Genomic DNA, 20,834 nt, shown 5'->3' on the forward strand with positions numbered 1-20,834 from the left:
TTCCCGTTCTTCCCTGGCCTGCGCGCAAACAGCTCCCGGCGCGGGCCACGGAGAGGTCATGAACAGTCTCTTGCACGCCGCGCTGGACATCAGCCTCTGCCGCGCGGTCACGGTCGCGCCGGCCGGCCTCTCGCATGCGCCGCTGCCGATCCGGGCTTCGCGGATCGACGCCTCGCTGGCCGCGCGGGCCTGGCGCATCGACCTGCGCGACCACCTGATCTTTCCCGGCCTGATCAACGCGCACGAACACCTGCACGTCAACGCCGTGCCGCCGCTGCATGCGGGCGCGCCGTTCGCCAACAGCTATGCGTGGATCACGGCGTTCCAGGCGCACTTCGCCGAGCCCGCCGTGGCCGCCGCGCTGCGCCTGCCGAAGGCGCTGCGGCTGCGCCATGGCGCGCTGAAGAACCTGCTCGCCGGCGTCACCTGCGTGGCGCACCACGACCCATGGCATCCGGCGCTGGACGCGCTGGATTTCCCGGTGGCGCTGTTGCGCGACTACGGCTGGAGCTACGCGCTGGGCTGGCCCGGCTACGGGCCGCCGGCGCAGGCGAGCTTCGCCGCCACGCCCGTGGGGCGCCCCTGGATGATCCACCTGGCCGAGGGCACGGATGCGGTCGCGCAGGCGGAGCTGGCGCAGCTGGACCGGCTCGGCTGCCTGGCGGCGAACAGCGTGCTGGTGCACGGCGTGGGCCTGCGCGCAGCGGATGTCGACCGCGTCATCGCCAGCGGCGCCGCGCTGGTGTGGTGCCCGACCAGCAACCACAACCTGCTCGGGCACACGCTCGACCCGCAGCGCCTGTGCGCGGCCGGCCGGCTCGCGCTGGGCAGCGACTCGCGGCTCAGCGGCGCCCGCGACCTGCTCGAGGAGATGCGCGGCATCGCCGCACGCGGCGAGCTCGCGCCCGCGGAGATCCTGGCGCTGGCCACGACCGCGGCGGCGCGCATCCTGCGCCTGCCGGATCGCGGCAAGCTGGTGCCGGGGGCGCAGGCGGACCTGGTGATCGTCGAGGACCGCGGCGGCGCGGCGCGCAGCCTGACCGACCTCGGACGCAGCGAGATCCGCGCGGTGGTGCGCGACGGCGTGCCCTGCATCGCCGATCCCGACTTCGCCGAGTGGTTCGCGGTCGCCGGCGTGGACACCGTGCCGGTGATGCTGGACGGCCGGCCGAAGCTGCTGGCCGCCCACCTGGCCGAGCCGGACCTGCTTGCGCTCGAGCCGGGGCTCGAACCCGTCGCCGCGCGCAACGCGCCCGGGCGCGAGCGCGTCGCGGAAGCGTGGTGCCACTGATGGCGCATCCGTCGCTGCTCGAGCCGGCCGAGGCCTATGCGCTGTGGGCGCCCGCGTATCCGGCGCACGCCCACAACCCGGTGATGCGCGCCGAGGAGCGCGCGATGCTCGGGCTGATGCCGCCCTCGCTGCACGGGCAGGCGGTGCTCGACGCCGGCTGCGGCAGCGGGCGCTACCTGTTGCACGCGCTGCGGCGCGGCGCGGCGCGCGCGACCGGCGTGGACCTGTCGCCGCCGATGCTGGAACGCGCCGGCGCGGAGCTGGACGCGTTGCGCAGCGGCGCACAGGTCACCCTGCTGCAGGGCGACCTGGGGGCGCTGCCGCTGCCGGATGCCCAGGCGGACCTGACGATCTGCGGCCTGGTCGTCGGGCACCTGGAAGACCTGGCGCAGGCGCTGGCCGAGCTGTGCCGGGTAACCCGGCCCGGCGGCACGCTGCTGTGCAGCGACGTGCATCCGATCGGGCATGCGCTGGGCTGGCGGCGCGATTTCAAGTCCGCGGGCCACCACTACGCCGTGCGGCACACCCCGCATCTGTACCGCGACTGGCATGCCGCCTGCGCCGCGCTCGGGCTGCACATCGAGCAGGTGCTGGAACCCATGCTCGACCCCGCCGACATCCCCGCCGGCGCGCACTTCGACCCGCGGGCGCTGGAGGTGCCCGTCGCGCTGGTGTTCCGGTTGCGGCGCGCCGCCGGTTCCGCCGGCACCGATCCCGCTTGCACGCAGGCCTGCCCATGACCGCTCCGCGCACCTTGCTGATCAACCCGACCGTCACCTCGCGCTCGAGCGCGCGCTTCCCGCTCGGGCTGCTGCAGCTGGCGGCGGCGCTGGACCGCACCGGCAGCAGCCGCATCATCGACGGCAACGTGGATCGCGATTTCGTCAACGACAGTCTGCGCGCCATGGAGCAGGAGCGTTTCGACGCCGTCGGCGTCGGCGTGATGGGTGGCCCGCAGGTGGCCACGGCGATCGCCGTGTCCAAGGCGATACGCGCGAGCTTCCCGCTGGTGCCGATCATCTGGGGCGGCTATTTCCCGACCCTGCACACGGACGCCGCGCTGGCCGCGCCGTACGTGGACTACGCGATCCGCGCGCAAGGCGAGAGAACCCTGCCCGAACTGGTCGCCGCGATCGTCGACGACGAGCCCGAGCTTGGCCATATCGGCGGCCTGTCCTGGAAGCGCGCCGGCACGGTGGTGCACAACCCGACCCGGCCCATCATGCGCCACGATCCCGCCGGGCTGCTGCCCTACGACAAGCTCGGCGATCCGCGCCGCTACCTGGCGCGCACCTACCTGGGCCAGCGCACCGTCGCCACCCAGGCGGCGATCGGTTGCCGCTACCACTGCACCTTCTGCGGCGTGGCCGCGATGTTCAACGGCGCGACCCACCTGCCGCCCGCCGCGCGGCTGGAGCGCGAGCTGGCTTATTTCAAGCACGAGCTGGGCGCCGATTCGGTGCAGTACTTCGACCACAACTTCTTCGACCGCGAGGTCGACATGCTGCCGCTGCTCGAAGTGATGGCCCGGTTCGAGATGCCGTGGTGGTGCTTCGCCCGTTCCGATGCGCTGCTCAAGCTCTCGGAGCACGCGTGGAAACTGGTGCGCCGGAGCAAGCTGCGCATGGCCTACATCGGCGCCGAGTCGCCCAGCGGCCAGATGCTGCACGACATCCGCAAGGGCACGCGACCGGACCAGACCCTGGAGGTGGTCGAGCTGTGCCGCCGCCACGGCGTGATCCCCGAGCTTTCGTTCATGGTCGCGCCGCCGGAAAACACCGAGGAGGAGACCGAGCGCACCTTCGAGTTCATCCGCGAGATGAAGCGGGTCAACCCGCAGACGGAGATCGTCATCTACATCTACACGCCGCTGCCGGAGCACAGCCGGCACGAGAAGGACCGCGCCAGGCGGCCGGGCACGCCGCTGCTGGACATCGACGGCAAGCCGGTGGTGTTCCCCGCGACACCGGACGAGTGGGCCCAGCCGCAGTGGGTCGACTACGCCTGCCACATGGATGCGCCCTGGCTCAGCGAGCGGCTGCGCCGCCGCATCAACGACTTCGTCACCGTGTTGCGCTGCCGCTATCCCACGGTGCAGGACATGCGCGCGCCGCCGTGGGCCAAGCGCAGGCTGAGCGCGATGGCCGGCTGGCGCTACCGCTTCCGCAAGTACGACCGGCCGTGGGAGCTGAACCTGGCGAACCGGCTGGTGCGCCTGCGCATGCCGCAGGTGTCGGGGCTGTAGGCGCGTGCCGCCCGTGCATGTGGCGCAGATCAATTTCCTGCCCGCGCCCCGCGGCCTGGGCCTCGCGGCCCTGCTCGAACGCTGGCCGTCGCTGGCCGACATCGCGGAACTGGTGGCGGGCGCCGGCGTCCGGGTCACCGTGCTGCAGGCGGCCGCGCATGCCGAGCGCCTGACCCGTGCCGGCGTGGACTACCACCTCGTCGACATGCGCGGGACATGGGCGGCGCAGGGCCGGGGCCGCCGTTTCGCCGCTGTCCTGGGCAGCAGCGGCGTCGACGTGCTGCACGCGCACAGCCTGGCCTATGTCGAGGATGCGTTCGCGGTCGCCAGCAACCTGGCGCCGGGACTGCCGGTGGTCCTGCAGGACCATGCCGACCGGCCGCCACGCTGGTGGCGGCGACCGCGTCACCGCCGCCATTTCGCGGCCGCGGCGGGCGTGGCCTTCACTTCGGTCGAGCTCGCACGACCCTTCGTCGCCGCCGGCGTGCTCGATCCGGCGACGCGGCTCTTCGCGATCCCCGAATCCAGCAGCCGCTTCACGCCGGGCGACCGTGCGCACGCGCGCGCGGCGGCCGGCGTATACGGCGAGCCTTGCGCGCTGTGGGTGGGGCGCCTGAATCGCGGCAAGGATCCGCTGACGGTGCTCGACGGCATCGCGCTGGCGGCGGAGCGCATGCCCGGCCTGCAGCTGTGGTGCGCCTTCGGCGAGCAGCCGATGCTGGCCGAGGTGCAGGCACGCATCGATGCCGACCGGCGGCTGGCCGGGCGCGTGCACCTGCTGGGCCGGGTGGCGCACGTGCAGGTCGAGACGCTGATGCGCGCCGCCGACCTGTTCGTCTCCGGCAGCCGTGCCGAGGGCAGCGGCTACGCGGCGATGGAGGCGCTCGCCTGCGGCCTCATGCCGGTACTCACGGATATCCCGGCGTTCCGTGCACTGAGCGGCAACGGCCGCATCGGCAGCCTGTGGCCGTGCGGCGATGCGGCGGCACTGGCCGCGGCGCTGGTCGATGCCGCGGTCAAGCGGCCTTCGCCGCAGCAGGTGCGCGCGCATTTCGACGAGACGCTCTCGTTCAAGGCCGTGGGGCGACTCTGGACCGAGGCCTATGCGCGGGTCCTCGACGATTGCCGCGCGGGCTTGCCATGAAGCTCGCGCTGGTGGTTCCCGGCGGGGTGGACCGCGGCGGCGAGTTCCGCGTGATCCCGGCCCTGCTGGCGCTGATAGTGCGGCTGGCGCGCACCCACGAGGTGCACGTCTTCGCGTTGCACCAGGAGGCGGCGCCGGATTGCTGGGAACTCGCCGGCGCGCGCATCCACAACATCGGCGCAGGGCGAACGCGACTGCGCGCGATCGCGGCGATCCGCGCCGAGCACCGGCGCGCGCCGTTCGACGCGATCCACGCGATCTTCTCCGGCTCCTGCAGCCTGGTCGCCGTGACCGCGGCGAAGCTGCTGCGGCGGCCAAGCCTGGTGCACATCGCCGGCGGCGAGCTGGTCGCGCTGCCCGGGATCGCCTACGGCGGCCGGCGCACCTGGAAGGCGCGGTTGCGCGAGGCGGTGGTGCTGCGCGGCGCCGATGCGGTCACCGCCGCCAGCGCGCCCATCCTCGAATCGCTGCGCACGCTCGGGCTCGAGGGCCGCCGCGTGCCGCTGGGCGTCGACCTGATGGCCTGGCCGCCGCGCGCGCCGCATGGACGCGCGGCCGGTCCGGCCCGGCTGATCCACGTCGCCAGCCTCAACCGCGTCAAGGACCAGCCGACCCTGCTGCGCGCGCTGGCGCTGCTGGCCGGGGCAGGGCTGGACTTCGAAATGGACATCGTCGGCGTGGACACCTTGCAGGGCGAGATGCAGCGGCTCGCCGGCCGGCTCGGGCTGGATGGCCGGGTGCGCTTTCTCGGCTTCAGGACCCAGCGCGAACTGCGCGGGCTGATGGAGTCGGCCGACCTGCTGGTGATGTCATCGCTGCACGAGGCCGGGCCGCTGGTGGCGCTGGAGGCCGCCGCCGTGGGCGTGCCCACGGTGGGTACGGCGGTCGGCCACATCGCGGAGTGGACGCCGGCGGCGGCGCTGGCGGTGCCGGTCGGCGACGCGCCGGCGCTCGCGGACGCCATCCGCCGCCTGCTCGGCGACGAGGAACTGCGGCTGCGGCTGGCCGCAGGCGCGCAGGTCCGCGCGCTGCGCGAGGATGCCGACCACACCGCGCGCGCGTTCGAGGCGCTCTACCTGCGTCTGCGTGCCGCATGCGCATGAAGGACGCCACGGCACCATCACCGGTGGCCGGGTCGGCAGCACCCGGCCATGCGTGCGGCTGTGCGGCGGACGGCCAAGGCGCGCCATGGCCGCGGCCCGAAGGCGCGGCCGCGCCGAGCCCGGCCGGCACGCGCATGCCCTCGCTGGACGGATTGCGGGCGATCGCGATCCTGATGGTGTGCTACGGGCATCTCTGCGGGACGCGGCATTTTCCCGTTTCGGTCGCGGCGTACGGTCGCTGGTGCGGCGACGTCGCGCATCTCGGCGTGCTGGTGTTCTTCGTGATTTCCGGTTTCCTCATCACCTCGCTGCTGATGGACGAGCGCGAGGCGACGGGAGGGATCTCGCTGAAGCGGTTCTACCTGCGGCGGATGGTGCGCATCTTTCCCGCTTTCTACGCATTCGTCCTGGTCATGGCGGTCGCGACGGTTCTCGGTGCGGTGCAGCTGAGCGTCCGCGACTTTGCCTTCGCCCTGACCTACACGGTGAACTTCGAGCCGGGCCGTTCCCTGCAGATCGGGCATCTCTGGTCGTTGTCGGTGGAGGAGCAGTTCTACCTGCTGTGGCCGCTGGCGCTGCTGGCCTTGCGCGGGCGTCGCGCCTTGCTCGTCGCAGTCGCGGCGGTCTGCCTCGGTCCGCTGGTGCGCTTCGCCATCCGCGAATGGATCTTCCGCGTCGATCCCGGCTTTCCGGGCGGCATGCTGACCAGCTTCCCCGCGATGTTCGATTACCTGGCCACGGGTTGCGCCCTGGCGCTGCTGCGGCCGTGGTTGCTGACCCGGCCGTGGTACCTGCGCCTGACCGGCAGCCGCTGGCTCGTGCTGGCGATACCGCTGGTGCTGCTGATCAACCGCATGGGCAGCCATACCGTGGCGATCTTGCTGGGGTCACCGGTGATGAACGTTTGCCTCGCGTTGCTGATCGAGTCGGGCACGCGCCATGCGCGCGGCCTTGGCGGACGCCTGCTGAACTGGAAGCCGGCGGTTTTCCTCGGCACCCTCAGCTACTCGCTGTACCTGTGGCAATCGCCGTTCCTGGACCACGCCTCCAGCGCATGGATCTGCGCGTTCCCGCAGAACCTCGCGCTGGTCTTCCTCGCGGCGCTGGCGTCCTGGTTCCTGGTCGAACGCCCGTTCAATCGCCTGCGCCGGCGGTGGCGGCGCGGCGACTCATTGCCCGCCATCGTCCAAGGACTGCACGGATGTCCCATGCCGACGAGCTCGCCGCGATGAACAGGGCACAGGCCGCCCCCGGGCTGCTCGGCGACACCCCGCAGCGCGACTACACGGAGAAGCTCCGGCGCTTCAACGCCTTCGCGCGACCGGAGCTGTGCGAGGCGATAGCCGCGCTGGCGGTGCAGGCGGATGCGCGCGTGCTCGACGCCGGCTGCGGCACCGGCGAGGCGCTCGGCTGGTTCCGCGAATCCGCGGGGGATCGTGCGCTGGTGGTGGGGATCGACCTGGCGACCGCGCACGTCCGTGCCACCCGCCGCCGTGCGCCGGCGCTGGCCTCGGTGTTGCAGGCCGACATGCTGCGTCCGCCCCTGCTGGACGGCAGCTTCGACCTGGCCTGGGCGGTCAACACCGTCAATCATCTGCGCGATCCGGTCGCCGGCGTGCGGGTCCTGTCGAGGCTGCTGCGGCCGGGCGGGCGCCTCGCGATAGGGCAGAGCTCGCTGGTGCCGGACATGTACTTCGCGTGGGACGCCCGTCTCGAACAATGCGTCAACGAGGCGGTGCGCTTGTACTACCGCGAGCGCTACGGCCGCAGCGAACACGAGTTCGCCGCGATCCGCGCCGTAGTCGGCTGGCTGCAGGCGGCAGGCTTGCCGCAGGTGGCGGTGCGCACGCGGATGATCGAGCGTATCCAGCCACTGGCGGAAGCGGACGAACGCTACCTGCGCGAGGCGATCTTCCGGGACACCTGGGGCGAGCGCCTGCGGCCCTATCTGCGCCGGGAAGATTTCGACACGCTGGCACGGCTGTGCGATCCGGACGACGCGCGCTACGCGCTGCGGCGCCCGGACTTCCATTTCCTGCAGAGCTTCACCCTCGCGGTGGCGACGAAGCCGTGAACCGCGGCTGCGCTCAGGCCGGGCGGACTTCCGCGAACGGCACGCCGCGCCGGCGGCGCCAGGCCTGGTGGAAGCCTGCCGTGTGGTGCAGCTGGGCGTCCTGCGCCAGGGTTTCCTCGGACACGATGCGGCCGAGGAAGAGCGTGTGCGAGCCGACCTCCTCGCTGTGCACGATGTCCAGCTCGCGGATGCGCAGCGCCGCGGCCATCGCGGGTATGCCGAAGGCGCGCGAGCGCCGGACCGGGAAGGGCAGCGCCGCCCAGTCCGCGAGTGTCTCCCGGTGGTGCACGCTGAGCGCGTAGACGGCGTCCTTCATCGCCGCCGGCATGCAGGAGAGGGCGACCCGGCGCGATTCACGCATCACCGGCACGGAGACATTGGTGCTGCGCAGGGCGAGCGCGAACAGCCCGCTGCGCCCCAGCGGGCCGATCAGGTCCATCGGGAAGACGTTGTGGTGGCCCGGTGCATCCACCGAGACGAGGATGACGGGCCGCGGGCACAGGTAGGCGATCATCAGCTGCTGGGTCGCGGCGGGCGCCATGAGGGAATGGGGCGACGCGCCGCTGTTCCGCATCAGGCGGTTCTGCAGCCACGCGTTCCACGGACGCAGCGGCCAGGCCAGGCAGCGATGGCCGCCGGTCGCGACGTGGTAGAGGGTCAGCGTGGTGCCTCCGGTGGCGAGTGTCGCCGCGCGCGCCAGGCACAGCCCTCCGAGCAGCCGGCCGCTGGCGCGGTCACGATACTCGAGGGCGGGGCTGGGGCCGGCATCCAGGCTGGTCGCGAGGGTGAGCGGCCGCAGCGAGGCGACGGTGTGGTCGGTGGTGACGTCCGCCGTGGCGCCGCCCCAGCGCAGGCTGGCGACGACCGTTTGCTGCGGCGGCGCCACGGCGACCACCGACCATTGCGGCAGCGGGCGGACGAACGGCCTGGCCCAGTCCTTCCACATCGTCAGACCCTCCGCAACAGCAGGAACATGTAAAGCTGGCTCGCGAGCGCGAAGCCGCCGGGCAGCCGGCGCTCCAGCCGGAAATATGGCGCCGCCGCCCGCGCCACGATCCGCGGCGCGAAACGGTGGATGCGGCTTTCGCTGGCGATGGCGTAGTGGCCGCGGCGCACGAGGTTCACCAGGTTCGCCCGCCACCAGCGGTAGCGCGCGTCGGCGAGGCAGTAGGGGTTGAGCAGGCTGGCCAGCACGAAACCGCCGCGCCGGACCGTGCGCGACAGTTGCTCGAACAGCGCGGCATGGTCCGCGAAATGGTTGAGCACCGCGAAATTCGCCGTGACCGCCTGCACTTCGCAGGCAAGCGGCGAGGCGATCGTGGCGATGGTCCCGCGATCGATCTCGTCGCGGCAGTGCCGCACCAGGCAATCGCGCATCGCCTGCGAGGGCTCGAACACGAAGGTCGGGTGGCCGTTGGCGGCATAGGTCTTCGCATCGATGCCGGTGCCGGCGCCGAAATCGAGCACGGCCGCGCCCGCGGGCAGCAGGTCCAGGGCCAGCTGCTGGAACCTGGCGCGCACGATCCGGTCGCGCGGCGATGCCAGCATGAATTCGTGGTACTGCTCGCCCGTGTGCATGTCGTCATCGGCCCCGCGGGCGCCCGCTACTCGCTTGCCGGCGCGGCGCGGGGTTCCAGGGCCGCGCGCACCACGTGCAAGGTGTCCATGCGCGGCACCGGCCGCACGAGCCAGGTCAGCACGCGTCGGCGCCGGGTCGAGGTGACCCAGTCCTGCCCCTGCAGCCAGAGCTGGGTGCGCACCATGTCGGCGCGCTCCTTGCGTGCCTCGCCGCTCGGCCGGACATGGCGCGCAAGATGTCGCACGGCTTCGCCGAGGGAGCGCGACCATTCGATGCCGGCGAACGCGTGCAACCACAGCTCGGAGCACGACACCCGGGTCAGGGTCTGCCGCCGCGAGACCGCGCGCAGCAGGGGCGGGCAATCGCGTTCGAGCCGGGCGAGCACGGCTGCGGGCACCGCATGCCGGTAGTAGCGCGCGACCAGCCGCAGCGGCGGCAACGCCCACCAGGGCGCGTCGTCGCCGTCGGCGCCCCACAGCTCGTCCCAGTCGCGCGCCACCATGCGCGTGGCCAGCAGCGAGATGTCGTTGAGGTGCATCAGGCGCAGGCTGCGGCCGCAGATGTTGCCCGCCGCATGCAGCAACAGGTGGCTCATCAGGGCGCCGGTCGACGGATAGGGGTTCAGTCCCGGCCGTGGCGCGTGCGGGTGGATCCGTCCGGTGATGTCGACGGCGGCCACCGGCAGCCGCTCCCGGATCCGCGTGTGCAGCTCGATGGTCACCGGCGCATCGCGGTGCTCGCCCAGGCCGGCATAGGGCTGGCCGCCGGCGGGCCTGAACACCTGGTGCTTCCATTGCGCGAACGAGGCCACGTAGCCGAGTGCCTGCAGCAGTGCGCCCGCGGCCGCGGCGTCCGCTTCGCGCACCAGCAGGTCGATGTCGGCCATCGGCCGCTCGCCCGGCGCGTAGATGCCTTCGCTGTGCAGCGCCGCGCCCTTCAACGCGACGACGGGAAAGCCGGCGGCGCGGGCGCCGGCGTCGATGCACCCGAGCAGTTCGACGATGCGGCGATGGCGCTGCTCGACGTGCGCATGCTGGCGGGCAAGGAAGCTGCGCCATGCCGGATGCTCCCAGGTCGAGTACCAGTCGAGCAGCGGCGCCACGCCGTGCGCGACGGCCGCGGCCGCGGCCAGCTCCCACTCCAGCTCGCTCCACGCGGGCGTCTCGCCGCCCGGCCGTGCCGATGCCAGCTCGGCGGCCAGCGCTTCGGTGGTGAGGCGCAACCCGTTCCTGACGACGGCAAGTGGCGGCAGCATGGCGGTCACCGCACCTGCAGCGCGATGCGCCGCGGCATCGGCGGCGGCGTCGCGTCGTGGTTGCGGTGCCTGTCTTCGCGCGCGACCAGCGCATCCCAGCGCGCGGCCAGCGCGGCGTTGGCCGCGCGGTAGCGTTCCGTCGACGTGGCGGCCTCCGCCTGCTGCAGCGCGACCTGCTCGTGCAGCAGGTCGCGCCCGCTGCGGTAGAACTCCGAGTCGTAGGCGCCGCGGAACATCATGGCGAGGTCGCCGCTGTCGCGCCAATGCGTCTTGCGGCCGAGCTGGGCCTTCACCAGCTCGTAGAACCGCGTGCCGGGCAAGGGATAGGACACGCTCACGCCGATGTCGTCCGGCGCCGCCTGCGCCACCAGTTCGCGGGTGGCCAGCAGGTCGGCCAGCTCTTCGCCCAGGTAGCCGAGCTGGATGAAGAAGCCCACGCGGATGCCGTGCCGGCCCAGCCGTTCCCGCGCCACGATCAGCTCGGCGACCTTGGTGCCCTTGTTCATCGCGTCCAGCACGCGCTGGCTGCCGCTCTCGGCGCCGAGCCACGCCTCGGCGCAGCCGGCCTGCGCCAGCGCCTCGGCCATGCGTTCGCTGATCAGGTCGGCGCGGGTCTGGATGGTGAACGGCACCGCGCCATCGGTGGCACGCAACTGCTCGGCGAACTCCGTCACCCAGTCGATGCGGAAGCCGAAGATGTCGTCCGCCATCCAGATGTGGTCGGGCTGGAAGGCGTGCTTCAGGTGGGCCATTTCCGCGGCGACATCGTGCGGGCTGCGTTGCATGTAGTGGTTGCCCCAGATCGGCTTGGCGCACCAGTTGCAGCGGAACGGGCAGCCGCGCGACGCGGCCATGTTGAGGCTGAAGTAGCCGTGCCGCTCGTGCCAGATCGCGCGATAGCGCTCGATGTCGACCAGGTCCCAGGCCGGGTGGCCGACCAGGCGCGGATCCGGCGGCAGCGCGCCGACGCGCGTCTGCTGCAATTGCCCATCCACCTGCGCGGCGACGCCCGCGAGGCCGGCCACCCAGGCCGGGGTGGCGATGCCGGGGGCGTGCTCCAGCCGGCCGGTCAATGCGGCCAGCGCGGCGATGCCCTCGCCGATCAGCGTCGCCTCCGCGCCCGCCGCGAGGAAGGCCTCCGGGTGATCGGAAGCGTCGGAACCGGCGACGATCACCCGGGCTCCGGCGGCACGCGCCTCGGCGATCATGCGGCAGGCCGCCTCGCGCATGCGGTCCAGGCACATCTTGGTCAGGAAATTGAAGTTGTCCTCATAGAGCACGACCAGGTCCGGGCGCATGCCGTGCAGGGAGGCGGCGAAATCCTCGACGCCCTCGGCCAGCATCGCGTCGAACAGCGCGACCTTGTGCCCCAGCTGCCGCAGCAGGGCGGCTACCTGGATCGTGGCGAGCGGGGGATAGGGTTTGCCGCGTTCCCATTGTTTCCGGTCGTACTTCAGGTAATAGGCATGACCGACCAGGATCTTCAGCATCACTATGGCCTCCGGGGGCCGTTGGGACAGGCTGCCGCGGCACCGTAGCGGGCGACGGTTGCGTTCGAATCTGCTGTTTCCGGGCAGTGAGTGCCCGCTTGCGGGACTTCGGTTGCCGGCCGACGACAAACCGGTTCGGCGCGGCATGGCTGCCGTCGCGCACGCGCAACCTTTCCCGTGGCGGCGTGCACCCATGGGGCACTTGCCCGAGCCGCACGCGACGAGGATGGCCTTGACGATTTCCCATGGCGCCCAGCACGAGGACGCCGACCCGTTCCGAGAGCGCAGTGGCCCCGTGTCCTCCGTGCGCCGGCAAATCCTAGGCGGCGACTTCCGCTTCGACAGTGCCAGCGCGGCCCTGCTGGGGGTGGTGGAGACGGCGTATGCCGGCCTGCCGTCGCATCGACTGCCGGCGGCCGCGCCGACGTTCCGCATCGAGCTGCGACTGTTGCCGCGCCGTGCCCCGTCGCCCGGCGACGAGCCGCCGCCGGTGCGGATGCAGTCCGGCGCCGGGCTGCTGTGCGGCGTGATGGACACGTCGAACTACGTGGTGCTGGCACCCGCGCAGCGGCAGGCCCTGGTGGTGGCGTCGGAAGACATGCTCGACCGGCCCTACCATCTGCGCTACGAACTGGTGGAATTCGCCGTATTCACCCTGGCGACGCGCGGGCTGGGCCTGGTGCCGCTGCATGGCGCCTGCGTGGGGCGGCAGGGGCGCGGCGTGCTGTTGCTGGGTGCGAGCGGTTCGGGCAAGTCGACGCTGGCCCTGCACAGCCTGCTGCACGGCCTGGATTTTCTTGCCGAGGACGCCGTCTTCGTGCAGCCGGAGGGCCTGCTTGCCACCGGCGTCGCCAACTACCTGCACGTGCAGGCCGATGCGCTGGGCCGCGTGGACGACCGCGCCGCCCGCCACTGGCTCGACCGCTCGCCACGCATCCGCCGGCGCAGCGGCGTGGAGAAGTTCGAGGCCGACCTGCGGCTGGGCCCCGGCCGCCTTGCGGCAACCCCGCTGGAATTGGCCGGCGCGGTGTTCGTCTCCGCCGAGGCCGCCGCCGACGCGGATGCGCTGCTGAGCCCGGTCCGCGCCGGCGAGGTTGCGGCCCGGCTGCGCGCCGGGCAGTCCTACGCGATGGCGCAACCGGGCTGGGATCGCTTCGAACGACAGCTGATCCGGCGCGGCGTGCACGAGTTGCGTCGCGGGGGGCATGTGCGCGACGCCGTCGCCGCGTTGCACGGGCTGCTCGACGGGTCGCGCTGACCGCCACCGCGGCGGACGACAACTTTTGCCGTCCCCTGCGGCACTCACGTTCCCGCGGCCGGGGATGAGGTAACTTTCGGGTCGGGACCGACGAACCACCGGAGTGGTTCACCATCAACCGGGCAGGGGCCCGGCGCGGGCCGTTCCGCGCCGGGTCGATGCCCCATGCGAGGGTTGCACATGAAGACACGTCTTGCGGGATCGATGGCCGCTGCTGCGCTGCTGGCGCTGCTGGTGGCAATGCCGGCGCTTGCCGCGCTCAGGCCCGGCGCCACGGCGCCGGATTTCACGGCCGAAGCCAGCCGCGCGGGCAAGGATTTCAGCTTCTCGCTGAAGGAGGCACTCAAGAAGGGGCCCGTGGTGGTGTACTTCTACCCGTCGGCGTATACCGGCGGCTGCGATCTGGAAGCGCATACCTTTGCCACCGAGAAGGACAAGTTCGACGCAGCCGGCGCCACCATCATCGGCGTGTCGGCCGACAGCATCGAGCGGCTGAATGCCTTCTCGTCCGATCCGAAGTACTGCGCCGGCAAGTTCCCGGTGGCCTCCGATCCCGACGGCAAGGTGGCGGCGTCCTATGACCTCAAGGTCACGGCGGCGCAACCCGGCCTCAACGATGTGCGTGGCGTGGCGATCGACCATGGCTTCATCTCGCGCACCACGTTCGTGATCGCCGGCGACGGCCGCATCGTCGCCACGCTCTCGTCGGAAGCCGATCACCTGCGGCCCGACCAGCACGTGGCGCGGTCGCTGGCCATCGTGCAGGGCATGCGGAACGGCAAGATGCCCGCGATGGGCGCGCACTGAGCAGGCCTGTCCGCCGGGCCGATGGGCGCGGCGGACATCCCGGGCGGATTCCGCGGAATCTCCCGGCACGCGCAACTTCCTGGCCGCCGGTCCGCACTCACCGGCATGCGAAATCCGGCCAGGGAGCAAGCACGCACCGAATCGTCGGGCAGCGCTTCCGGAACCGCGGCTGCCGACAGGCCGCGCGATCCGGCGGCGATGCCCGACGAACCCTCGATGATGCAGGTGCGGTCGCTGGACCTGTTGCGCGCGCTGCTGCGCTCGCTCGCGCGCAAGGATCTGGCGGAGACCGCCGTGTACGTCGCGTTGTCGCTGGGCGCGGCCTTCGCCGGCAGCGTGGCCGCGCTGCTGCTGGTGCCGCTGGTGCAACCCGGGCATGCCTTGCCGTTCGGCGGTGGCCTGTTCGATGCAGGCCGCGGCGCGGGCGCGCAGGCGGCTGCCTTTGCGGCGGCCAGCGGCGCGTTCGCGCTGCTGCGCTGGCAGGCGGCGCGGCTGGGCGCGCGGCTGGTCGGACGCTACGGCGTGAACCTGCGCCGCCGGGTGCATGCCCGGCTGATCGACGCACCGCTGGCGTCGCTGGCCGATGCGACGTCCGCCGAAATCGCCAACGTGCTCACCCACAACGTCGAGATCCTCGTGCAGGGCTTCAGCGCGCTGCAGCAGCTGCTGGTGGCCGGCATGACCGCGGCGGTCAGCCTGGGCTTCGCGTTCTGGGTCTCGCCATCGCTGCTGCTGGCCGTGCCGGTGCTGGCGGGGCTTGGGCTGGCCGCCTCGCGCGCCTACGGCCGCGAGCAGGCGCTGGTCGCGCGCCGCTACGTGGCCGACATGACGCGGCTGTTCTGGCACAGCGAGGATTTTCCGCGACGCCTGCGCCACGTGCGCTCGTTCGGACGCGAGGATGCGGAGAAGGCCAGCTGCGGCGCGATCGCGGACCGCCTGGGCCACGGCTATCGCCGCCAGCTGGAACTGGTGGCCTCCGGCAGGCTGGTGCTCGAACTGCTGGCGACGCTCGGCATCGCCTCGCTGTTCCTGCTTGCCGATCGCTGGCGCGGCGTGGACCGCGCCGCGCTCATCGCCGTGTGCCTGCTGCTCGGGCGCCTGCTGCCCTACCTGGTGGCGACGCGGCAGAGCTTCCAGCAACTGCGTTCGACGGCCCCGGCCTTCGAGCTGTGGCATCGCTACATGGGTCTGGACGCGGACCGGTCGCCGGCACCGGCGGCGGCACCACGGCCAGCGGGGGACGACGGGATCCTGCGCATCGAGCAGATGCGGCTGACGCCGCCGCTGGCGGGCCTCGAGGTCGGCGAGCTGGTACTCGCCCCCGGCGAACTCACGCTGATTTCCGGCGACTCAGGGATCGGCAAGAGCAGCCTGGTCGACGTGCTGGCCGGCATGACCGTTCCCGAGGCCTTCGTGGCGCGCCTCGACTGCCGGCCCATCGGCTTCGACGCCTATCGCGAACGGGTGCGCCACGGCGCCTATGTCAGCCAGAACGTGCGACCGTGGCAGCGTTCGGTGCGCGAGTGCCTGCGCTGGGCGGCGCCCGACGCCACCGATGCGTTGCTGCACAGCGTGCTGGCCGACGTCGGCCTCGACCGGCGGCTGGCCGACTCGCCGCACGGACTCGACACCACGGTGCACGGCGCGTCCGGCCGGCTGTCCGGCGGCGAACTGCAGCGGCTGCTGCTGGCCCAGGTGATCCTGCGGCAACCGCGCCTCGCCGTGCTGGACGAGGCCACCAGCGCGCTCGATACCGCCGCCGAGTTGGCGGTCCTCGCCACGCTGAAGCGCCGCCTGCCGCGAACCACCCTGGTCGTCGTATCGCACCGCCCCGGCGTGGCGGTACTGGCGGATCAATGCCTGACGATCGAAAGCGGTGTCGCGGCGTGGGGGGCCGGGAACGCCACCCTGCGCTGCACGGCGCGACGGCAGGCTTGCAGCGCCTGAGTCGAGTGGGCTCGCGCACCCGCTGCGCCCAGGGAAATCCAGGGCCTTGTCCCGGTGTTCCGGGAAACGGGCCGGTTTCCCGGGCGGCCAGGGTCGCAGAGGGGTTTCTTTGCGATGCCTGCTTCCAGTCGCGAAAGCAGGCGCCGGCACAGGGCGATCAGGGGCCGGTGAGCGGGGGAAGGGCAGGGGCGGCCGCCTCCACCGAAGCGGTGCGCTGGCTCAATCCGCGCGCGAGGAAGAGTTCCACCCGCTCGAACGGGATGCGGTCGCCGGCGTCGCTGCCGTAGTGCACCTCCGCGATGCGACCGCGCTCGTCGATCAGGAAATCCGCCGGCATCAGGTTGCTGGTGTTGAGGCCGGCCAGCCCCACGATGCGCAGGCCCTTCAGCAAGGTGGGCACACGCGTGACGATGGCCTTGAGCTTGCGCCACAGCGAGCGTTCGATGCCATAGGCAGCGTGGGCGCTGGACGTGGGGTCGGCGATCACGGTGAACGGCCTCGGCTTGCGCGCCACGAAGCGGCACACTTCCTCGGGCGTGGAGGTGAACACCGCCACGATGTCCAGCCCCAGCGCGTGCAGCGCCGGATGGTGCTGGGTCAGCTCGTAGATGCGGAAGTTGCAGAACGGGCAGGCCGCGTCGCGGAAGAAGCACAGCAGGGTGCGGCGGCCATCGCGGCCCAGCGTCACCGGCTTGCCGTAGATGTCCAGCAGGTCGAGCCTGGGCGCGTCGATCGGTGCGATCAGTCTCATCGGGTTACTCCCTTGGCGTGGAAGGTGGCGCCGCCGCGGCCTCGCCACCCAGCCGGTGGCCGTACACCAGGTGGCCGCCTAGCCAGCCGGTGGCGACCAGCGCCGCGAAACCGGCCAGGTCCAGCGTGATGCCCAACGCATCCGGCGCCGACAGCGCGCCGCCGCGCCAGCGCAGCAGCAGGGCGGTCGCATACAGTGCCGTCGCGGCCAGCGCGACGCTCAGGTGGCGGTACACGTCGCGCGTGGCGGGACTGTCGTCGGCCAGCCGGGTCAGCTCGTAAAAGCCGGCCAGCATGGCCGGCAACGCCGCGAGCGTGCCCGCTGCCAGCAGCAGGCCACCCGGCCGCCAGGCGGGCGCACCCCAGTGCAGGCCGGCCAGGTCGGCTGCCGTGCCCAGCGACCAGCAGGCGACCGGGAAGTGCACCAGCGCGGGGTGGAGGGGGTGGCGCATGCGCGGGTGCTCAGTGCAGCAGCAGGCTGAGCAGGGTGAGGAAACCGATCACCGCCACACCGGCATGCACGAGCACCACGGCTTTCGGCGCGATCCGCCTGCGCAGGTGGAACGAGGCGACGAAGAAGCCGCCCAGTGCAGCCAGGACCAGCAATGCCAGCGCAGCGGTGAGCCGGCCGGACGCGGGGCCCTGCAGCGCCAGCACGATCAGCAGCACCAGTCCGGTGGCGCCGAGCAGTGCGTGCACCACCGACAGCGCCCACGGCGCGAAGCGGTCGCGCAGCACGTGGCTGGCGAGGATCAGGCCGCCGATGGCGGCGACGGCGAACGCGATGATGGCGTAGAGCAGCATGGTGGATCTCCGGTGCGGGAAGGAAAACGCCGGTGCGGCGCGGCAGGGCGTGGCGAAGGTGCTGCGGCGCCGCCACGGCGCGGGGACTCACGTTCAGCGGCCGGGCGGCGCGTGGCCGTCCGGCGCGACGCCGGCGCCCATCCGCCGCAGCACCGCCTCGGTGATCCGCGCGCAGCGCGGGCCGAGGAAGGGAAAGGCGTCGGCCAGCGCGCCCGCCAGGCTGTCGTGCAGCGCCTCGTGCAGCAGCCGGCGCGCGCGGTGCAGGCGGGTCTTCACCGTCTCGGCGCGAATGCCCAGTGCGGTGGCGGTTTCCTCGACGCTGCAGCCCTCGATCTCGCGCAGCACGAACACCACGCGGAACGGCTCGGGCAGCGCCTCGATGGCGTGCTCCGCCAGCTCGCGCAACTGCGCGCGGGCGACGTGCGTCGCCGGATCCTCGATGCCGAAACGCGACGGAAACGCGAGCACGCGACCTTCGTCCTGCTGCGCGGCCTCGATGTGCGCCACGTCCACCGTGGCACGGCGCCGGCGCCGGCGGGCGTAAGCCTCGTTGAGCACGATGCGGGTCATCCAGGTCAGCACGTTCGCCTCGCCGCGGAAGCCGTCGAGGTGCTCGAAGGCGTGCGTGTAGGCGTCCTGCAGCGCGTCCTCGGCCTCGGCGTCGTCGTTGAGCACGGCGCGGGCGACGCGGAACAGCCGCTGGTTGCCGCGCTGCATGATGTGGCGGAATGCCTCGTGCTGGCCGCGGCGGGCCAGCACGACCAGTTCGTCGTCGGACAGCGTGGCGTAGGCGATGGCGTGGGCGTGTTCGGACATGGCGCGGCTTCCCCCTTTGCGGATCGGATGCGGGAACCGCCGCAAAGGTTCCCGTGCTGCGCGGGAAGCCTGGAGGCTGTGCAGATTACATCCCGGCGAGAGGCACTGTTCAACCCGAGCGAGCCGCCGGGAACGGCTGCCGCCGGACGGGATGCCGGGCGAATTGCATCCATGCCGGCGTGCTCATGGCGGCCAGAGGCGGGATACGTGGCGCGCGGTATGCCGTACCAGGGTGCCGGGACCTCGGCGGCGAAGCGGCGATCTACGACAGTCTTCCCGTCGCGCCCCGGAGCGCGGCGGCCGCGACGGCACGGAAGCCGCCCTCCGGCCGGCGCTGGCGCTCGACCGCCAGACCAACCAGCGACAGGAGGTGTTCGCGCCACGTGTCTCATTGGCCGAGCTGGGCGCATACGACGGCGAATACGACGCGGGACTGGCGCAGTCGCGCGCGCTGGCCGACGATGCCGCGAAACGTACATGGACAGGTTCCGTCTTCGAGGCGAAGCTCGCCGTGCAGCGCGTCCTCGACCGCGGCGCGAATCGCGCCGTTGCGGATGCCTGCCATCGCATGCTGGAGGCCGACGCGCGCAAGGCCGGCTATGGCTGGGTGGCGCAACGATTGGCAACCATGCGGGATGGCCGCGCGGAATCCGGGGCAGGGAAGGAGTAACTTCCGGCTCGTGGCGAAGCTTGCCGATGCCCGCAGGGCGACGATGTTGCATTCGAGCGCATGAAAATCCAGACGCTGGCACCGAAAGTCTATGTCCCGCTGCTGGCTGCCCATGCGGCGGTGCTGGTCGCGGAACCTGCGCGGGTGCTGTCGTGGAGCTACGCGCTGGTCCTGCTGGTGCTGCTGTTCACCTTGTTCCTGGCCGGGCGAAGGTTGCGCATGAGCGTGGCGCACAACCGTCCCTGGTGGACGATGTTGCTGCTGGCGCTGGCAATGCAGCTCGCTGCCTTCGGGTTGCTGCTGACCGATTCACTGGTTCATCCGCAGGGCACGCTGGTGCAGTTCGACCCCACCTTCTACTTCTGCAGCAGCAGCCTGCTGTTGACGCTGGCCGCCGTATACAACCCGGTCGGTCCGCTGCATCGCTGGGCCAGCGCGCTCGACGCCGTGCTGGCCTGTGCCGTCGCGGGCCTGTTCTATGCGTTGCTGCGCGGCGTCATCAGGCATGACACGGCGCAGGCATCCGCGGCCTCGTTCGTCATGTGGATGTTCGACGCGATGGCGCTGTTCGTGGTGGCCTGCGTGACCTTGCGCTTCGCCACCACCAAGCGCGCGGACGAGCGCCGCTTCTTCGTCGTGTTGCTGGTGTTTGCATGGGCGGAGCTGGTGTTTCCGGCGATCCACAACCGCTTCATCCTCTCCAGCGAGTCCTATCTGCCCGAACTGTGCCTGGACTTGCCCTTCGTGGTGCTCGGGCTGCGACTCAGCCAGCGGCGCAACGTGTGGTTCCGGTGGTATCGGCCCAGCCGGCGCGTCCACCTGGTCACGGGCGGCATCAGCCCGTTCGTGCTGAGCATGGCCTTGTGCCTGCTGGCCTTCGTCCAGCTTGACCGCAACCGCGCCATCGCTTTCGGCGCGATGGCGGTGGGCATCGCCTCTTACGCCATGCGCGTCGCGTTGCTGCTGGGGCACCACCTGCGCCAGGAAGGCGAACTCAAGCACTTGCAGCGCGGGCTGCGGCAGACCGTCATCCACGACGAACTGACCGGGCTGCTGAACCGTCGCGGCTTCTATCGCAACTTCGACCGCGCCTGGGAACGATCCACGCGGGACCGCCTGCCCCTGACGGTGGCCCTGGTCGATATCGACATGTTCAAGACCTACAACGACACCCATGGGCACCTGGCGGGCGACGATTGCCTGGCAAAGGTGGGGCGCGCGCTGCAGCAGGAAGCCGATGCATACGGCGACCTGACCGTCGCGCGCTACGGCGGCGAGGAATTCGCCGTGTTGTTGCTTGGGCGCGACCGGATGATGGCGGAGCACATCTTGCAGCGGCTTCGGTTGTGCGTGGAGGCGTTGCGCATCGCCAGCCGCCGAAGCCGGCATGGCGTCGTCACCGTCAGCGTGGGACTCGCTGCCCGGGACGAAGGCGAACCGGGTGAAAAGCCGGCCCTGTTGCACCAGGCCGACCAGGCGCTCTACGCCGCCAAGCACGCCGGCCGCAACTGCCTGCGATGGTTTGCACCTAGCCTGCACGCAAGCGAACTGGACCGGCACGGGTGATGCCGCACCTCGCCAGCCGCGGCATGATACGGAGC

20 protein-coding genes are annotated in these 20,834 nt (G+C 71.7%); 12 read left to right on the forward strand and 8 right to left on the reverse strand.

The window, feature by feature from the left end:
- The first annotated feature begins 58 nt into the window (after nt 1-58).
- The 7 genes from ABQJ56_RS03815 to ABQJ56_RS03845 all read left to right on the forward strand — a co-directional run bounded on the left by ABQJ56_RS03815 (nt 59) and on the right by ABQJ56_RS03845 (nt 7,857).
- On the forward strand, nt 59-1,291 hold the full coding sequence (locus tag ABQJ56_RS03815; protein ID WP_367843652.1) for an amidohydrolase family protein: 1,233 nt from the start codon (nt 59-61) through the stop codon (nt 1,289-1,291).
- Nucleotides 1,291-2,031, forward strand: a complete 741-nt coding sequence (locus ABQJ56_RS03820) for a class I SAM-dependent methyltransferase (RefSeq protein ID WP_367843653.1) — start codon at nt 1,291-1,293, stop codon at nt 2,029-2,031. Before ABQJ56_RS03815 ends, ABQJ56_RS03820 begins: the two co-directional genes overlap by 1 nt.
- Nucleotides 2,028-3,536, forward strand: a complete 1,509-nt coding sequence (locus tag ABQJ56_RS03825; protein ID WP_367843654.1) for a B12-binding domain-containing radical SAM protein — start codon at nt 2,028-2,030, stop codon at nt 3,534-3,536. The genes ABQJ56_RS03820 and ABQJ56_RS03825 overlap by 4 nt, the downstream gene beginning before the upstream one ends.
- Before the next feature lie 13 nt (nt 3,537-3,549).
- Nucleotides 3,550-4,680: a glycosyltransferase family 4 protein gene (locus ABQJ56_RS03830; protein WP_367843712.1), complete on the forward strand. Its 1,131-nt coding sequence runs from the start codon at nt 3,550-3,552 to the stop codon at nt 4,678-4,680.
- Nucleotides 4,677-5,783, forward strand: a complete 1,107-nt coding sequence (locus tag ABQJ56_RS03835; RefSeq protein ID WP_367843655.1) for a glycosyltransferase family 4 protein — start codon at nt 4,677-4,679, stop codon at nt 5,781-5,783. The genes ABQJ56_RS03830 and ABQJ56_RS03835 overlap by 4 nt, the downstream gene beginning before the upstream one ends.
- Before the next feature lie 134 nt (nt 5,784-5,917).
- A complete protein-coding gene (locus ABQJ56_RS03840) occupies nt 5,918-7,015 on the forward strand; it encodes an acyltransferase family protein (RefSeq protein WP_367843656.1) in 1,098 nt (365 codons plus the stop codon).
- Nucleotides 6,985-7,857: a class I SAM-dependent methyltransferase gene (locus tag ABQJ56_RS03845; RefSeq protein WP_367843657.1), complete on the forward strand. Its 873-nt coding sequence runs from the start codon at nt 6,985-6,987 to the stop codon at nt 7,855-7,857. Before ABQJ56_RS03840 ends, ABQJ56_RS03845 begins: the two co-directional genes overlap by 31 nt.
- A 13-nt stretch (nt 7,858-7,870) precedes the next feature.
- On the opposite strand, the gene ABQJ56_RS03850 is transcribed toward ABQJ56_RS03845, so the two are convergent.
- The 4 genes from ABQJ56_RS03850 to ABQJ56_RS03865 are packed head-to-tail and all read right to left on the reverse strand — an operon-like array spanning nt 7,871 to nt 12,181.
- Entirely contained in the window at nt 7,871-8,803 is a 933-nt protein-coding gene (locus ABQJ56_RS03850; protein ID WP_367843658.1) for a flavin reductase, read from the reverse strand.
- Between the two features lie 2 nt (nt 8,804-8,805).
- Nucleotides 8,806-9,435 carry a class I SAM-dependent methyltransferase gene (locus ABQJ56_RS03855; protein WP_367843659.1) on the reverse strand — a complete coding sequence of 210 codons (630 nt, stop codon included), beginning with the start codon at nt 9,433-9,435 and terminating at the stop codon, nt 8,806-8,808.
- A 26-nt stretch (nt 9,436-9,461) separates the two neighbouring features.
- On the reverse strand, nt 9,462-10,691 hold the full coding sequence (locus ABQJ56_RS03860) for a nucleotidyltransferase family protein (protein ID WP_367843660.1): 1,230 nt from the start codon (nt 10,689-10,691) through the stop codon (nt 9,462-9,464).
- Between the two features lie 5 nt (nt 10,692-10,696).
- On the reverse strand, nt 10,697-12,181 hold the full coding sequence (locus ABQJ56_RS03865) for a B12-binding domain-containing radical SAM protein (protein ID WP_367843661.1): 1,485 nt from the start codon (nt 12,179-12,181) through the stop codon (nt 10,697-10,699).
- Nucleotides 12,182-12,407: 226 nt separating this feature from the next.
- On the opposite strand from ABQJ56_RS03865, the gene ABQJ56_RS03870 reads away from it, so the two are divergent.
- From ABQJ56_RS03870 to ABQJ56_RS03880, 3 genes are all read left to right on the forward strand, one after another.
- Nucleotides 12,408-13,439 carry a phosphoenolpyruvate carboxykinase (ATP) gene (locus ABQJ56_RS03870; protein ID WP_437343387.1) on the forward strand — a complete coding sequence of 344 codons (1,032 nt, stop codon included), beginning with the start codon at nt 12,408-12,410 and terminating at the stop codon, nt 13,437-13,439.
- Nucleotides 13,440-13,619: 180 nt separating this feature from the next.
- Nucleotides 13,620-14,246 (forward strand): peroxiredoxin, encoded by a 627-nt coding sequence (locus ABQJ56_RS03875; RefSeq protein WP_367843663.1) that lies wholly within the window; start codon nt 13,620-13,622, stop codon nt 14,244-14,246.
- Nucleotides 14,247-14,444: 198 nt separating this feature from the next.
- A complete protein-coding gene (locus ABQJ56_RS03880; RefSeq protein WP_367843664.1) occupies nt 14,445-16,193 on the forward strand; it encodes an ATP-binding cassette domain-containing protein in 1,749 nt (582 codons plus the stop codon).
- 157 nt (nt 16,194-16,350) lie between these two features.
- On the opposite strand, the gene ABQJ56_RS03885 is transcribed toward ABQJ56_RS03880, so the two are convergent.
- From ABQJ56_RS03885 to ABQJ56_RS03900, 4 genes are all read right to left on the reverse strand, one after another.
- Nucleotides 16,351-16,944, reverse strand: coding sequence for a peroxiredoxin-like family protein (locus ABQJ56_RS03885; protein WP_367843665.1), 594 nt, complete (start codon nt 16,942-16,944; stop codon nt 16,351-16,353).
- 4 nt (nt 16,945-16,948) lie between these two features.
- Nucleotides 16,949-17,395, reverse strand: a complete 447-nt coding sequence (locus ABQJ56_RS03890; protein WP_367843666.1) for a DUF2231 domain-containing protein — start codon at nt 17,393-17,395, stop codon at nt 16,949-16,951.
- 10 nt (nt 17,396-17,405) lie between these two features.
- Complete coding sequence (locus ABQJ56_RS03895; RefSeq protein ID WP_367843667.1) at nt 17,406-17,747, reverse strand: hypothetical protein; 342 nt, start codon at nt 17,745-17,747, stop codon at nt 17,406-17,408.
- A gap of 93 nt (nt 17,748-17,840) precedes the next feature.
- On the reverse strand, nt 17,841-18,563 hold the full coding sequence (locus ABQJ56_RS03900) for an RNA polymerase sigma factor (RefSeq protein ID WP_367843668.1): 723 nt from the start codon (nt 18,561-18,563) through the stop codon (nt 17,841-17,843).
- A gap of 391 nt (nt 18,564-18,954) precedes the next feature.
- On the opposite strand from ABQJ56_RS03900, the gene ABQJ56_RS03905 reads away from it, so the two are divergent.
- Both ABQJ56_RS03905 and ABQJ56_RS03910 read left to right on the forward strand, forming a co-directional pair.
- Nucleotides 18,955-19,233 (forward strand): hypothetical protein, encoded by a 279-nt coding sequence (locus ABQJ56_RS03905; RefSeq protein WP_367843669.1) that lies wholly within the window; start codon nt 18,955-18,957, stop codon nt 19,231-19,233.
- A 60-nt stretch (nt 19,234-19,293) separates the two neighbouring features.
- Nucleotides 19,294-20,799: a GGDEF domain-containing protein gene (locus tag ABQJ56_RS03910; protein ID WP_367843670.1), complete on the forward strand. Its 1,506-nt coding sequence runs from the start codon at nt 19,294-19,296 to the stop codon at nt 20,797-20,799.
- The last annotated feature ends 35 nt before the right edge of the window (nt 20,800-20,834 follow it).

The organism is Rhodanobacter geophilus, assembly GCF_040812275.1.
Taxonomy (GTDB): domain Bacteria; phylum Pseudomonadota; class Gammaproteobacteria; order Xanthomonadales; family Rhodanobacteraceae; genus Rhodanobacter_A; species Rhodanobacter_A geophilus.

Excerpts from the sequence above, each read along its gene's own strand:
- ABQJ56_RS03815 (WP_367843652.1), top strand. The coding sequence starts at position 59 with ATGAACAGTCTCTTGCACGCCGCGCTGGACATCAGCCTCTGCCGCGCG.
- ABQJ56_RS03820 (WP_367843653.1), top strand. The coding sequence starts at position 1,291 with ATGGCGCATCCGTCGCTGCTCGAGCCGGCCGAGGCCTATGCGCTGTGG.
- ABQJ56_RS03825 (WP_367843654.1), top strand. The coding sequence starts at position 2,028 with ATGACCGCTCCGCGCACCTTGCTGATCAACCCGACCGTCACCTCGCGC.
- ABQJ56_RS03835 (WP_367843655.1), top strand. The coding sequence starts at position 4,677 with ATGAAGCTCGCGCTGGTGGTTCCCGGCGGGGTGGACCGCGGCGGCGAG.
- ABQJ56_RS03840 (WP_367843656.1), top strand. The coding sequence starts at position 5,918 with ATGCCCTCGCTGGACGGATTGCGGGCGATCGCGATCCTGATGGTGTGC.
- ABQJ56_RS03845 (WP_367843657.1), top strand. The coding sequence starts at position 6,985 with ATGTCCCATGCCGACGAGCTCGCCGCGATGAACAGGGCACAGGCCGCC.
- ABQJ56_RS03850 (WP_367843658.1), bottom strand. The coding sequence starts at position 8,803 with ATGTGGAAGGACTGGGCCAGGCCGTTCGTCCGCCCGCTGCCGCAATGG.
- ABQJ56_RS03855 (WP_367843659.1), bottom strand. The coding sequence starts at position 9,435 with ATGCACACGGGCGAGCAGTACCACGAATTCATGCTGGCATCGCCGCGC.
- ABQJ56_RS03860 (WP_367843660.1), bottom strand. The coding sequence starts at position 10,691 with ATGCTGCCGCCACTTGCCGTCGTCAGGAACGGGTTGCGCCTCACCACC.
- ABQJ56_RS03865 (WP_367843661.1), bottom strand. The coding sequence starts at position 12,181 with ATGCTGAAGATCCTGGTCGGTCATGCCTATTACCTGAAGTACGACCGG.
- ABQJ56_RS03870 (WP_437343387.1), top strand. The coding sequence starts at position 12,408 with ATGGCCTTGACGATTTCCCATGGCGCCCAGCACGAGGACGCCGACCCG.
- ABQJ56_RS03875 (WP_367843663.1), top strand. The coding sequence starts at position 13,620 with ATGAAGACACGTCTTGCGGGATCGATGGCCGCTGCTGCGCTGCTGGCG.
- ABQJ56_RS03880 (WP_367843664.1), top strand. The coding sequence starts at position 14,445 with ATGCCCGACGAACCCTCGATGATGCAGGTGCGGTCGCTGGACCTGTTG.
- ABQJ56_RS03885 (WP_367843665.1), bottom strand. The coding sequence starts at position 16,944 with ATGAGACTGATCGCACCGATCGACGCGCCCAGGCTCGACCTGCTGGAC.
- ABQJ56_RS03890 (WP_367843666.1), bottom strand. The coding sequence starts at position 17,395 with ATGCGCCACCCCCTCCACCCCGCGCTGGTGCACTTCCCGGTCGCCTGC.
- ABQJ56_RS03895 (WP_367843667.1), bottom strand. The coding sequence starts at position 17,747 with ATGCTGCTCTACGCCATCATCGCGTTCGCCGTCGCCGCCATCGGCGGC.
- ABQJ56_RS03900 (WP_367843668.1), bottom strand. The coding sequence starts at position 18,563 with ATGTCCGAACACGCCCACGCCATCGCCTACGCCACGCTGTCCGACGAC.
- ABQJ56_RS03910 (WP_367843670.1), top strand. The coding sequence starts at position 19,294 with ATGAAAATCCAGACGCTGGCACCGAAAGTCTATGTCCCGCTGCTGGCT.